Source organism: Corynebacterium nasorum (assembly GCF_030229765.1).
Classification (GTDB): domain Bacteria; phylum Actinomycetota; class Actinomycetes; order Mycobacteriales; family Mycobacteriaceae; genus Corynebacterium; species Corynebacterium kefirresidentii.
Genome location: NZ_JASPGY010000001.1, coordinates 49,405 through 62,037 on the forward strand (window position 1 = coordinate 49,405; position 12,633 = coordinate 62,037).

The 12,633-nt window shown below is 56.3% G+C and carries 14 protein-coding genes; 4 read left to right on the forward strand and 10 right to left on the reverse strand.

Annotated features, from left to right (window positions below):
* Positions 1-18: 18 nt before the first annotated feature.
* Complete coding sequence (locus tag QP904_RS00245; RefSeq protein ID WP_023021577.1) at positions 19-1,092, reverse strand: magnesium and cobalt transport protein CorA; 1,074 nt, start codon at positions 1,090-1,092, stop codon at positions 19-21.
* Between the two features lie 108 nt (positions 1,093-1,200).
* Between QP904_RS00245 and QP904_RS00250 the strand changes: the two genes are divergently transcribed.
* On the forward strand, positions 1,201-1,803 hold the full coding sequence (locus QP904_RS00250; RefSeq protein WP_034655351.1) for a class I SAM-dependent methyltransferase: 603 nt from the start codon (positions 1,201-1,203) through the stop codon (positions 1,801-1,803).
* Here the strand turns inward: QP904_RS00250 and QP904_RS00255 are convergent.
* The 4 genes from QP904_RS00255 to QP904_RS00270 form a co-directional block, all read right to left on the reverse strand.
* Entirely contained in the window at positions 1,800-3,335 is a 1,536-nt protein-coding gene (locus tag QP904_RS00255) for a bifunctional hydroxymethylpyrimidine kinase/phosphomethylpyrimidine kinase (RefSeq protein WP_248098249.1), read from the reverse strand. The two genes, QP904_RS00250 and QP904_RS00255, sit on opposite strands and share 4 nt — an antisense overlap.
* Positions 3,328-3,957 carry a thiamine phosphate synthase gene (gene thiE / locus QP904_RS00260; protein ID WP_023021574.1) on the reverse strand — a complete coding sequence of 210 codons (630 nt, stop codon included), beginning with the start codon at positions 3,955-3,957 and terminating at the stop codon, positions 3,328-3,330. The genes QP904_RS00255 and thiE overlap by 8 nt, the downstream gene beginning before the upstream one ends.
* Positions 3,958-4,770 carry a hydroxyethylthiazole kinase gene (gene thiM / locus QP904_RS00265; protein WP_248098253.1) on the reverse strand — a complete coding sequence of 271 codons (813 nt, stop codon included), beginning with the start codon at positions 4,768-4,770 and terminating at the stop codon, positions 3,958-3,960.
* A gap of 246 nt (positions 4,771-5,016) precedes the next feature.
* The gene (locus QP904_RS00270; RefSeq protein WP_023021572.1) at positions 5,017-6,360 is read right to left on the reverse strand and encodes an NAD(P)/FAD-dependent oxidoreductase; all 1,344 of its coding nucleotides are present in this window, start codon (positions 6,358-6,360) and stop codon (positions 5,017-5,019) included.
* A gap of 232 nt (positions 6,361-6,592) precedes the next feature.
* On the opposite strand from QP904_RS00270, the gene QP904_RS00275 reads away from it, so the two are divergent.
* A complete protein-coding gene (locus tag QP904_RS00275; RefSeq protein ID WP_200287504.1) occupies positions 6,593-7,906 on the forward strand; it encodes an SAM-dependent methyltransferase in 1,314 nt (437 codons plus the stop codon).
* Here the strand turns inward: QP904_RS00275 and QP904_RS00280 are convergent.
* Positions 7,903-8,811, reverse strand: coding sequence for a Dyp-type peroxidase (locus QP904_RS00280; RefSeq protein WP_200287502.1), 909 nt, complete (start codon positions 8,809-8,811; stop codon positions 7,903-7,905). The genes QP904_RS00275 and QP904_RS00280 overlap by 4 nt on opposite strands.
* Positions 8,812-8,955: 144 nt before the next feature.
* Between QP904_RS00280 and QP904_RS00285 the strand changes: the two genes are divergently transcribed.
* Positions 8,956-9,429, forward strand: coding sequence for a hypothetical protein (locus tag QP904_RS00285; protein ID WP_200287501.1), 474 nt, complete (start codon positions 8,956-8,958; stop codon positions 9,427-9,429).
* A gap of 494 nt (positions 9,430-9,923) precedes the next feature.
* Here the strand turns inward: QP904_RS00285 and QP904_RS00290 are convergent, their stop codons facing one another.
* The 3 genes from QP904_RS00290 to QP904_RS00300 are packed head-to-tail and all read right to left on the reverse strand — an operon-like array spanning position 9,924 to position 11,156.
* Positions 9,924-10,088: a hypothetical protein gene (locus QP904_RS00290; protein ID WP_284835340.1), complete on the reverse strand. Its 165-nt coding sequence runs from the start codon at positions 10,086-10,088 to the stop codon at positions 9,924-9,926.
* Positions 10,089-10,100: 12 nt separating this feature from the next.
* On the reverse strand, positions 10,101-10,802 hold the full coding sequence (locus QP904_RS00295) for a YceI family protein (protein ID WP_284835341.1): 702 nt from the start codon (positions 10,800-10,802) through the stop codon (positions 10,101-10,103).
* Positions 10,803-10,805: 3 nt separating this feature from the next.
* Positions 10,806-11,156 carry a hypothetical protein gene (locus QP904_RS00300; protein ID WP_239206039.1) on the reverse strand — a complete coding sequence of 117 codons (351 nt, stop codon included), beginning with the start codon at positions 11,154-11,156 and terminating at the stop codon, positions 10,806-10,808.
* A gap of 121 nt (positions 11,157-11,277) precedes the next feature.
* Between QP904_RS00300 and QP904_RS00305 the strand changes: the two genes are divergently transcribed.
* The gene (locus tag QP904_RS00305) at positions 11,278-11,661 is read left to right on the forward strand and encodes an RNA polymerase-binding protein RbpA (protein ID WP_023021567.1); all 384 of its coding nucleotides are present in this window, start codon (positions 11,278-11,280) and stop codon (positions 11,659-11,661) included.
* Between the two features lie 78 nt (positions 11,662-11,739).
* Here the strand turns inward: QP904_RS00305 and QP904_RS00310 are convergent, their stop codons facing one another.
* Entirely contained in the window at positions 11,740-12,633 is an 894-nt protein-coding gene (locus tag QP904_RS00310) for a polyprenol monophosphomannose synthase (protein WP_239206037.1), read from the reverse strand.

A 12,633-nucleotide genomic window follows, 5' to 3' on the forward strand; every position in this document is an offset into this window, starting at 1 on the left:
ACGAGCGTACCGCAGTTTTTAGAGCCAGTGGTTCTTTCGGAACCAAGCCCACAGGCCCACAACGACCAAAATCATAATGATAATCGCCATGGGGTAGCCCAAAGCCCAATGCAGTTCCGGCATGATGTCGAAGTTCATACCGTAGATACCGGCCACCAGGGTGGGCGCAGCCCACATGCCAACGACCGCAGAAATGGTGCGCATATCTGAGTTTTGCTGCATGGTTACCTTGGCCACCGAGGCATCGATAAGCGAGGTAAGGCGCTCATCGAAGCTGGAGACCTGGTCTTTGACTACGAGCTCGTGGTCGTTGACGTCGCGCAGATACGAGCGCAATTGCTTAGAAATCAGATCCTTGTGGTCAGAAACCATGGATTTCAGTGCCACCGAAAGTGGGTCGATGGCATGCTTCATCTCCAGCACCTCACGCTTGAACATGTAAATGCGGTCCACATCAAACTTGAGGTTAGGGGTAAAGATTTCTTCTTCCAGCTCATCGACCTCAATGCTGATGAGACGAGAGATCTCCGAGTAACGGTCCACCATCATATCCAGGATCTTCCAGGCCATAGCCACTGGGCCAAGCTCCACCAGATCCTGCTCATCTTCCACCGTGTAGGCCAAGTTGGGAAGCTTTGCCCCGTGGCGCACGGTAATGATGAAGTTGGAACCCATGATCATCTGGATCTCACCGGTAGAAATGATCTGGCGCTTATCCGTTACTTCATCATGGTCGCGATAGTTCACGGAGCGGGCGACGACGAAGAGCTGGTCATCGTAGCGTTCGAGTTTGGGACGCTGGTGAGCCATAACTGCGTCTTCCACGATGAGTTCGTGGATGCCAAACTGTGAGGCTACCTTGGTCATCTGAGACTCATAGGGCTCGTGCAGGCCCACCCAGATAAAACCACGGCCATATTCTTCGATAGCTTCCAAAGCAGAGCTGGTGGAGTATTCACCGGGAAGCGACTCGCCATCAACAAAAACGCGGCAGTGTTCAATCGCGCGTTCCGGCGGTACCGGCAGGGAGGTGGGCTTACTTAGAGGCTCGGGTTTCTTGCGGCCCCTAAAGGGTGAAGGTACGGATGGCATCGTTTCAGCCTCCTTTGCGCGGTAGTGCGGACAAGTTCGCAAAAATTCGACGGCGATTTTATGCAGCGGGTAAATCTTACACCGAAGGCGGGTAATATAATCGAATCTATGCCCACGTGGAAAGAAGTAACCGAAGCTAATCCCGAGCACTCCCATAATTTTGCCCGCAAATGGAAGCTGCTTGCCGCACAAGGCAAGGACATCAATGGCGAGGCCCGGCTTATTGATGCCATGGTCGAGCGCAACTCCACCATCCTCGACGCCGGCTGTGGCACTGGCCGAGTCGGTGGCGAATTGCTTCGCCGCGGCCACAGCGTCGTGGGAGTCGACGTAGATCCCATTCTTATTGAGCACGCAGAGCACGACTTTCCGGACGGCCACTGGTTCGTTGGAGACCTGTGCGAGGAAGAGGTGCCGGAAGGCCCCTTTGATATCGCCGTGTCTGCCGGCAATGTGATGGGCTTTCTAGCAAAAGAAGGCCGCGAGCCCGCTTTGCGCAATATCTTTAATTCTCTCAAACCAGGTGGTCGCCTGGTCACCGGCTTCGGCGAGGGCCGGGGCTGGGAGTTCTCCGACTTTCTTGATATGGCGCAGAAGGTGGGCTACCGAGTCGACTTCACCTTCTCCTCGTGGGACATGAAGCTATTCTCGGAGCATTCCACCTTCCTCGTCGCCGTCCTTTCGCGTCCGGGGTCGGACCTTCTGGCCTAAAAGCGCCTATCGGCTTGGTCGAAGAAATCTACCTCATGGTGGCTCGCTGTGATGTAGGCGCGCTCGGCCCGTGTACGAGTGCGCTCATCCGCCCCTCTGAGAGCCTGCTCGACAATGTCGAGGCTGGCGCGGACTCCGTTGAGGAAGTCTTCACCGCCGTACATGGAAAGCCAGGAGTGATAGGGATGTTCTGGGGAATCGAAATCTGCGAGGTGTAGGCCTACCTCTGCATAAAGCCAGTAGCAGGGCAATACTGCCGCAGCGCCTACCACGTAGTCATCCGTATGAGTTGAACGGATAAGGAAGTCCGTATAGGCGCTAGTAACCCTAGAAGCTGCGGTAGTGATGCCCTCTTGGAGCCAGCCGCGGTGCAGCTCGGCCTCAACCGCCAAGCAATCATGCGCTCCTTCGGCCCAGTGCAGTTGCTGTGCCGCTGCAGGGGCTAGGCTGGCTAGGCGCGCCAAGGCCTTGGAGTAGGCGTTGAGGTACTGGGCATCTTGGTCAAGATAGAACCCAAAGGCTTCTTTATCCAAAGCGCCCGTTCCCAATGCCCGAATAAACGGCAGAGCCTTGATAGCCTCCCAGTGATTTCCCGCCAGGTTCCACAGACGTTGCGTGTGTGGTCCGGCCGCAGGAACGCGGGGCTGCTCGACGTTTTCTGGTTCCTTCAAGCTGCCGGACAGGTAGGGCTGCGGCAGGGTAGAGGCCGCCCGCATGAGGCGCTGCGAGCGGTGCAGGTGGTCCACGGGACCGTGCCCTTTGCCCACCTGGAGCGCATCCGCGTGCACAATGGCTTCGTGCAGCCAGTGGGTGGACCACGTAAGCGCTGCGGTGTGGCTATCGCCGGCTCCAAGCCGGGTAGCCAGAGCAGAGGAGAGGGAGCAACCTGTGCCGTGCGTATTCTTCGTGTCCACCCGGCTCGAGGAGACGCGGTGAACGGACCCATCCGGATTCACTACCGCATTGTCTGCGATATCGGAATCGAGGTGACCGCCCTTGACCACAACTGCAGTAGAAGCTTCCTTCGCCCATTGTTTAGCGGTGGCGATGGCCTGCTCGAGGTCGCCTGCCTCCTCGGTGTTGGTGAGAACAGCCAATTCTTTCAAGTTTGGGGTGATGATATCCACCCGGGAACACAGATCTCGCACGGCCTGTTCGGCTTCCTGCTCCAGCAGCCTATCCCCGCTGGTAGCCACCATGACCGGATCCAAGACCACGGGAACATCCTCCGGCAGGCGACGTAGGAAATCTGCGACCTTGGCGGTAATGGCGGCGTCTGCAAGCATGCCAATCTTTACCGCGTCTATCTCCACATCGTCAATGACTGCGTCTAGCTGCTCTTGCAGAAATTCTACTGGCGGGACATGTACGCTGCGGACACCCTGGGTGTTTTGGGCTACCAAGGCTGTTACCACATTCATGCCATATCCGCCCGCAGCGGCAATGGACTTTAGGTCAGCCTGGATGCCCGCTCCGCCCGTGGGGTCTGTACCCGCGATGGACAGTACGCGGGGATAGTTGCCCTTAGCCATGGAAAGCCTCCTTTAATCGGGCGGCTGCTGCTGCAGGATCCTTGGCCGCCATGATGTCGCTGACTACGCAAATGCCGGCAAAGTCGCTTCCCGCCAGCTCGTGCGCGTTATGGTCTTTAATGCCGCCGATGGCGACGGAATCAATGCCGCGTTCCCGTGCGGCGCGGGCGAGGGCTGCTGCTGCATCTGGCCCCATCCCCGCCGGGGCGTTCTTCTTCGTGTTCGTAGAATACACAGGGCCGATACCGATGACATCCGGGCGGGCGTCATCCGAAATGGCAGCAAGTTCGGCGTGGTTGCCAATGGACAAGCCGATAAGTTGCTCATCGGACAGCATCCCTCGGGCTTCACGAAAGGCCATGTCATTTTGACCAATGTGTAGATGGCAGCCGAGTTTTGCTGCTACCTCCACGCGGTCATTGATAAAAAGCGGAACATTGCCGAGCACGGCCAGCAGCTCGCGGGCGGTGTGTTCAATCTGCTCATCACTAGCTTCCTTATCCCGCAGCTGGACGACGCTAACCCCACCGCGTACAGCTTCCTTCACGATGCGAACCACGTTTTCTCGCCCGCCTGCCAGATCTGGATCTGTGACAAGGTAAAGCGACCAGTCGATTGCCATTTAAACCCCTTCGACGTCTGTGAGCTTGATTAGTCCCTCGATGTCCGCCGTCGGGACATCGTAGAGCGCGTCCAGCCAAGCAACGGCAAAGGAGCCTGGCGCGTGGTGCTTTTCAGCTGCCACGCTGCCTGCGGCTCCCACGTGTGCGTGGGCCGCGATGATTGCTTCGAAAGGATCCTCCCACGCCGCCAAATATGCTGCGCAGATAGCACCGAGTGAACAACCAGTACCAATGACGTTTTGGAGCATCGGATGACCGGAGTGCAGATAGGCAGCGCGCGTGGTTTCACCGGCGTGGACGATAAGATCGCGTGGGCCGGAAATGGCTACTACAGCGCCAGTGTCCCGGGAAAGCGCTAGTGCGGAATCTAACGCGGCTTCCACTTCATCAGTAGATTCGACACCGCGGCCGCCCTGTCCGGTACCTGCGAGCGCAATGATTTCTGAAGCATTGCCGCGGATTGCCCCTGGGCCAAGGGGCAGCACGTCGTGCATGAACTTGGTGCGGTTGGAGAGACCGCCGGCACCTACCGGATCGAGTACCCAGGGGGTCTGTGCGGCATTCGCACCCGCGATGGCCTCGCGCATGCCGCCGTATTGTTCGGAGCTAGGCGTGCCACAGTTGATGAGAACACCGCCGGCTACCTGTGCAAACTCGCGGGATTCCTCCGGAGTATCAACCATCGCCGGGCTGGCGCCAACGGCCAAGAGGGCGTTGGCGGTGACGTTGGAAACGACCTTATTGGTCAAACATTGAATAAGTGGTGTGGACTCGCGCACGGCATCGTGCGCGCGGAGAAAACTATATCCCACAACTATCCCTTCGCTAGTTCTAACTGAGTGCAGGTTCGATGGGTATTTCTCAGCCGCACTGTGTGCGGCACCCCATGTTGCGTTTCTCAGCCTAACAAAGGTCACGGAAACTATGTGCGAAAATCGGCGCTCCAGTGCCCAGTTGGGGTGGTGCTATCGCTATCAATGAGTAACGACAGGAAAATAGAAAATCGCCGCCCTTGCCCTGCATTGAGGCAGGAGAGCGGCGATGCGATCGAGGAGTAATTACTTCTCGTTCTTGTTAATGATGTTGCGCGCGATGCGCTGCTGAGTGGTGATTTCTAGGTTGCCGCGGTCACGGGAAAGAATATTGGTTGCCCAGTTCACCAGCACTGCCAGGCGGCTGCGCAGGCCAATCACATAAGTCAGGTGCAGGCCCAGCCAAGCTACCCAGCCAGCGAAGCCACCGAACTCGGTCTTGCCCAGCTTGACGACGGCGTTGAAGCGCTTGACGATTGCCATGGAGCCCTTGTCAAAGTAATCAAAGGCTTCCTTCTCATTGGCGGTAGACTCCTCGTCCACCTTTGCCTGAATGAGCTTAGCGACGTGCGCGCCACCCTGGATAGCAACCTGTGCGAGGCCAGGCAGGCGGTTGAGGGAGATCATGTCACCGACCATGTAGACGTTATTGTGCTCGCCCACGGTCAGGTCCTCATTCACGGAGACACGACCAGCGCGGTCTGCCTCGACGCCAGCCTGCTCGGCCACCATCTTGCCCAGTGGGGAAGCGGCCACACCGGCGGACCAGATCTTGGTAGCGCCCGTCAGGGTGGTCTCTTCCTCGGTTTTCATGTCCTTATAAGTGACGGTATCCGCAGTCACATCGGTCACCATGGCGTTGAGGTGCACCTGTACGCCTTCCTTTTCCAAGGTGCGCTGTGCCTTGCGGCCCAAGCGCTTGCCAAATGGCGGCAGTACCTGTGGGGCGCCGTCAAGCAAGTAGATCTTGGCGGAGGTGGTCCCGTAGTTGGAATAGACATCGTTGAGGGTGCGGTTTGCTAGTTCGGCAATCTGGCCGGTCAGCTCGACGCCGGTTGGCCCAGCACCAACGATGATGAAGGTAAGCAGGCGCTCGCGCTCCGCTGGGTCATCGGTAAGCTCAGCCTTCTCAAACGCGGAGATGATGCGAGAGCGCAGCTCGAGGGCATCGTCCAAGGTCTTCATGCCTGGGGCGAACTCTGCAAAATGGTCGTTGCCAAAATAGGACTGACCGGAGCCCGCTGCAACCACCAGGGAATCATATGCGTAAGTGCGGGAGAACTCATCCTGCTCGGCAGTGACGGTCTGGTCAGCCAGGTTGATATCGGTAACCTCGGCGTTGACGAAGTGAACATTATCCTGATCGCGCAGCAGCTGGCGGGTGGACGGGGCCACCTCACCGGCGGAAATCATGCCTGTTGCTACCTGGTACAGCATCGGCTGGAACAGGTGGTGGTTCTTCTTATCGATGAGAGTGATTTCTACATCGGCGTTCTTTAGCTTCTGGACGGTGTTGAGACCACCGAAGCCAGCGCCAACCACGACAACGTGGTGACGGCCACCATTGGGACGATAAGCGGTATCAGTCATGGATTTATTGCGACCTTCCTCAAGAAAGCTAATGTTTTGCACCCATTCAGTGTAAACACTTCTAACAGAACGTGCATACTCATTGACTGATAAACTTCCGTGCATCGTTATTATTTTCGCGGCAGGAACCATTGCGCCTGTGCGGAGCGCCTAAGCCGAGGTGCGTGCCAAGCTGACTAAGGTAATTGCCGATAGTGACTTCCTCCGCCCACCAAGGAGCGCACCTGGCATTATGAGTTTTATCCGCCCCGAGCATTTGAGCTCCATCGATGCAGATTCCTGGCCCAATGTGGCTACAGTCCCTTCACCTCGTTGGCCTGGTTTAAAGGCTCGCCGTGCAGAGGCTGAATTTGCCAAGGCTTGCGATGACGCCGGATTGGAACTCGACTTGGAAGTAGAGGGCGGACCAGATCTCAAGGTCGGACACGATGCCTTGTTTGAACGAATCGCCGCCAGTGGATGGCTGGGGTTCGCAGAAAGCTTTATGGCAGGAGAGTGGTCCGTCAGCTCGTCCTCCCAGCTGGTAAAAGTGCTTGGGCGGTTGCTGGGGGTGGGATATCTTCCCAAGGCCAAGATGCTAGACACCGGCAATTCGGAGCCAGGGGAGTTGCCGATGGATTTGGTCCGGCTCTATTCCGGTGATGGTTTAAGCCATGTGGGTGGCATCTTTTCTAGCGGTGTGCCGACGACCATTAGGGAGACAGTAGAAAGCTATAGCCCCAAGGCCGGCCGCAAGGAACCGAAAAGCCACTTCGTGGATGTCACGACGCTAAGCGAGCCCACGAGTGTGGACAGAGATGATTTGGGCGATGCCCAGCGTCGCGCCGCTGATTGGCTTCTCGACGTCACTCGCACCGGCGCCGGAACCCACCTATTGGTGTACCCAGCCGCTGGAATGCAGCCTGCCATGCGCGCAACCAAGCGGCGCGCAACGGTAGACGTATTGACCAGCGATGTAGAGCAGATAAGTCACATGCGTGAGGCGCTCGTGCTCGAGGGGGCAGATGATTCCATCCATGTGGAACGCATTCCCGGGGTTGTCCCAAATCCCAAGCAATGGCGCGGACACTATGACGCAATCGTCACCGTGGAAAAGATAGAACAGCTTAGCCCACAGGAGCGCAAAGAGTATATTCGCGCAGTCGACCGGTTCTTAACCCCTAATGGCCGGGCAGGAATTCAGTCCCTTGTGGCGACCGAAGCAATGACCGACGCCGGAAAGGCCTCGATTCAGGCCTTGCGGGCATATGTGTGGCCTGCACTGGACTATCCGCTTACTGCGGAGCTGCACCAGCTCGTCGATAAGAACTCGAACCTGCGCATCGTATCGGAAACACACGTGGGGACGCACTACCTAGAATCTTTGCGTCAGCAACGATCCTTTTTTGATGGGCACCTGCGGGAGGCCGCGGCGGCTGGGTTCGACCCAGTATTCCGCCGCCTGTGGAACTTCCAATTTGCCCTCCGCGAGGCCTTAATGACGCTCGGAATGATTGATGCGGTGCAATTTGGATTGGTCCACCGCAACCGTGGGGGACGCCGCTAGGCGGGCGGTAGCTCGTCGAAGTTTTTCATCAGGTCCGCGCTGGGCACAAAGAAGTTGGTGCCAGTAAGAGCGGTGGAGAAGTCTAGAATGCGGTCGTAATTTCCCTCTGGCTTGCCGATGAACATATTGCGCAGACGTTCCATGACGTTTTCTGGATCCTTTGCATAGCCGATGAAGTAAGTACCCATCTCACCAGCAGCAAAAGAACCAAAGACCATATTCTCGCGGTAGATATCTTCCTCAAGGTCGTTGAGAGCAACGTGAGAATTGGAAGGCTTGATATCATCGTCGAGCTCGATATCGTCAGCCTTGGTGCGACCAATGACCTTTTCTTGCTCTTCGGTGCTCAGCTCGTTCCACTTGTCGAGGTCGTGGATGTATTTTTGTACGGTGACATAGGAGCCACGGGGGTAATCGGCGGCGTCGTCAAGCAGCACGGTATCCAAAGCTTCCTCGGCGAGGGGATTGGCGGTGCCGTCTACAAAGCCAAGCAGGTCGCGCTGGTCAAGGTATTTAAACCCGTGGGTCTCATCGATGACCGTTGCAGCATCACCCAGTTGGTCTAAAACCTGCCGGGCCATTTCGTGGCAGAGATCGTAGCTATTAGCGCGGAAGTGGAACAGAATATCGCCTGGCGTTGCTGGGGCCTTGTGCGCTGCGTCAATTGCCTCGAATTCCTTTAGCCGATTAGGAAGGGGTGCGCTGGTCAAACGCGGCCACATGGAGGCGCCAATGCCAACTACGGTATAAAGCTCGCCTTCGTTATAGCGGAAGTTCACGGACTTGAAGAGTCCGGCGAACCCCGTCAGCATGTCGCGGGTGGCTTGCTCGCAGCCGTCCTTGATTTCGAGAACTAGAAAGAGGGCTGCGCGGGAAGGCTTATCTACTACATGCTGAATCGTCATAATGCCGATTTTACGCACCCAGTAGTGATCAGGTCCGTTCGCCGACTTGGAATCGCCCCTGATAGAGACCTGCTTGGCCTTTATATGCGCTAGTGTGCATTTTAGTTGAAAACTAACCGATAGCCGGGTGAGAAGATGTGGGGCATGGATACGAAGAAGCAAAAGAAAAGCACCGCGCGGATCTTCGTATTATTTGCGCGGAAAGACGATTCACTTGATGAGTCCTTTGCAGGGGTTGCGCTGACGCGCGCCCAAGAAGAAGCCATGGGGCAATGCGTAGACCGCTCAGGGGTGACCTGTTGGACTGAAGAGACATGCCTGCGTGGGTGGAACGGTCCACTGGATGAAGAACACCATCCGGAAGTGGTTTACATCGTATTTAGAGGTGGACACGCGCAGGGATCGGATCCGTCGAGCGCAGAATTCGATCCAGAGCTTAAGGCCGCATGGGCTACGAGAGACCAAGCCGAGAAAGAAGTCGCCCGCGGCAAGAGTAATGACGAGAGACCAATCTTCGTGAAGGAATGTCATATTTGGAAAGCTTCATTCGGGCGCGTGTTGTCAGGAGCGAACAATAGAGGCGGGGTCCAGGTATCAATGTATGGAGTCAGGAACTAAAAGGGGGGAATGCCACCCCTAGTTTAAATGACATAATGTACATTATCGGACATTTATCCATTGTTGGGCAGTTCCTCATTTATACCTTGGCATACCTCGAGCCTTCTGGTCGGTCTTATCAGAATCCCCGCCTGCTCCTTTTATTGCGGCGATTATCTTCGCTCCGCCTTCTGCTGTGAAGCTCTGCTTTGCGATGTCGCGCAGTTGCCGCGACACACTCCAGTGGCCACTGGTCCGCCAAGCTGGCTGGCTAATCCTATTGAGGGCCGCCGGTATGCAGTCTGCCTCTGCGACGCCAGGCGCCTTAACTATTAAGCACTATTGAGCCCCGCCGTGCCACGGGCACCAGCCATCTATGGCGTGTGGCTCCCGATGGGTGGTCGGACGGGTGGATTTCGGCAAAAATACGCCCTACTGGAGCATGTAATCACACCACTATATAACGTCACATTGACGATATTCGGGGCAACTACCGCTCGCTTTGGATGTCTTATTTAACGATTACGGTAAGCACTCCACAGCTGCCATATAGTCAAAAGCGCCAAGCAGGCAGAAACCGCTACGATGACCCACATGTGTTGAACGGCTACGAAAATGGTAAAGCCGATGACTATAAGAAGGCGCAGCCACATAAACGGGATCATTTGGCGGGTGTTCATGGCTCGTCCTTATTAGTCCTTCTTGAAGGAAATGCGAAGATTGACCTCGCCCTTTTCCTCGACCTTTGCTGCCAACATTTCCGGGGTTTCTACGCCATAATCAAGGCGGTTAATTGGAACGGTGCCGCCGATGACGATGTTATCCCCGTCGCGGAGAACGTCAAAGTCTTGGGAAACCTCGTGTGTCTCATCCTTGATGGTCAAGTCACCGGTGAGCTTTACCGTGCCAATGGTGCCGTCATCTGGGACGTCGGCAAGCGAAGCGGGTTTGGTGAGCTTAAAGGAAGACTCCGGGAAAAGTTGCGTCTCAAAGAGTTTGGACTTCATGTTTTGGTCGCGGACCTTTTTATCCGTAGACAACTCATCCATATCCACGGTGACCGTCGCGGTTTTGAGGGTGGAATCAGAAATTTCTGCCTGACCGGTCACCTCGGTGGTCGAACCAGATGTGGTGGTCTTTTCTGCAGGTAGAATCTCATTGAAGGTAAAACCAACCGAGGTATGATTATCAGCACGCCCCTTGGCAACCTGCCAGGATCCATCTAGTTCCGTAGACGCGGCCTTAGCTCCATCGGCGGAAATAGGCTCTGTTTTTACACCGGCGCCCTTGAGAAGCGAATACACCATAGGGCCAATGGCCACGGCGGTGAGCAATACAATGAGCACCACAAAGATGGTGATGACGAGCTTGCGGTTATAAAAAAACTTTTTCATCTTCTATCGAAGTCCTTCTAGGCGTCGGGCCAGGGCAACAAGCTCTTCGCACAAACCGGCAAGCTCCTGCGCACTAGCGCCTTCCTCCGCGGCGGTATTGATATCTTCTGCGGAACAACGTAGTTCAAAAAGTCCGTCGCGCAAACTTTCTGCCTTCTCCGGAGTAAGGATCACAGCGTTAGCGGGAATTCCCGTGCCACTAACATTATTTCTTTGCTCATACGCGCGCTGTTTGCACGAGGCGCTGCAGAATTTACGTGGCCGCCCTCTACCGCCTTGATCAATGTCCTTCCCACACCATTGGCAGGAACCGACGTTGCGTTCACGACTAGCTGTACGGATCACCCGATACATTTTAGTGCATTTTAGGCGGGCTGGGAACAAAGACGCGAGGGTGTTCGTTATAATTAGTAGCTCTTAGGCGAAGTTTTGCTTCGCACTCAATCAGGGATCTCTTTGAAAAGGATGATGTTGCATGGCAGATCGCGTACTCCGTGGCAGCCGTATGGGCGCAGTCAGCTACGAAACCGACCGCGACCACGACCTCGCACCACGCCAAATGGTGAAGTACCGCACCGAAGACGGCGAGATTTATGAGGTGCCTTTTGCGGATGATGCTGAAATCCCTGAGGAATGGATGTGCAAAAACGGCAAGCTAGGCCACCTTGTAGAAGGTGAAGGCGTTGAGTCTAAGCCGGCTAAGCCGCCACGTACCCACTGGGATATGCTGCGTGAGCGCCGCTCCATTGAGGAGTTGGACGAGCTCCTAGAAGAGCGCATTAACCACCTGCGCTCCCGCCGCCGTTCCGCAGCCCGCCTGCTAAAGGAGCAGCAGGAACAGCAGCAAAAGAACTCATAAGGTTCTGCGGCAGCTAAAGGCCCGTACCTCCTTAGTTTTACTAAGGAACGGTACGGGCCTTTAGCGTTGAAGCATGGGCTACTTCTTCAACTGTGCAATCTGGTGCTTTGCTAGGTGAGCAATTTCCCCGGCGAAGTCAGATGCCCAGCCGGCGCTCTTGCGGGCCTGCACGCCTAGATCGTGAATGGAGCCATCCTTGACTTCACGATTGACCAACTTGGATACGGCGTCGCCGAAATCCTGCAGCTGCTCCGTGCGGTGGGCAACGCCCCACTTGGTTACCTCTAGCAGGGAATCTTTCACGAAGGAACCATCAAGCTTGGACTCGCCGTATTCGCGCTCGGTGAAGGTAATAGGAACCTCGCGGACATCGAAGCCGGCCTTAACCGCGCGGAAAGCCAGATCCACCTGGAAGATATAGCCCGCCTTGGATAGCTCGTCGAAATCAATGGATTCGAGGAGTTCGCGGCGGAAGGCACGATAACCGGCGGTCATATCGGACAGGCCAGCGCCCAGCGCCACGGAGATGTAGATATTACCCAAGCGGGAAAGGTACTCGCGAGAAGCCGGCCAGTTGACGGTCTCGCCGCCCGGAATATAGCGGGAGCCGATCACTAGGTCCGCACCCTTGTCTACCTCTTCTAGCAGCAAGTGGAGCTGTTCCGGCGCGTGGGAGCCATCTGCATCCATCTCGCACAGTACCTGGTAATCACGCTCCAAGCCCCACTCAAAGCCAGCGATATAGGCGCCTAGCAGGCCACCCTTGCCTTCGCGGTGGAGAACGTGGATATGGTCATCCTGCGCTGCGAACTCATCGGCCTTGTCGCCGGTGCCATCGGGCGAGTTATCGTCCACGATGAGGATATGCACCTCTGGGACCGCCGCGCGGACGCGTCCAGTAATGAGAGGGAGGTTTTCGATCTCGTTATAGGTCGGGATGATGACCAAGGTCGAGGCTTCAAGCGTGCTCAC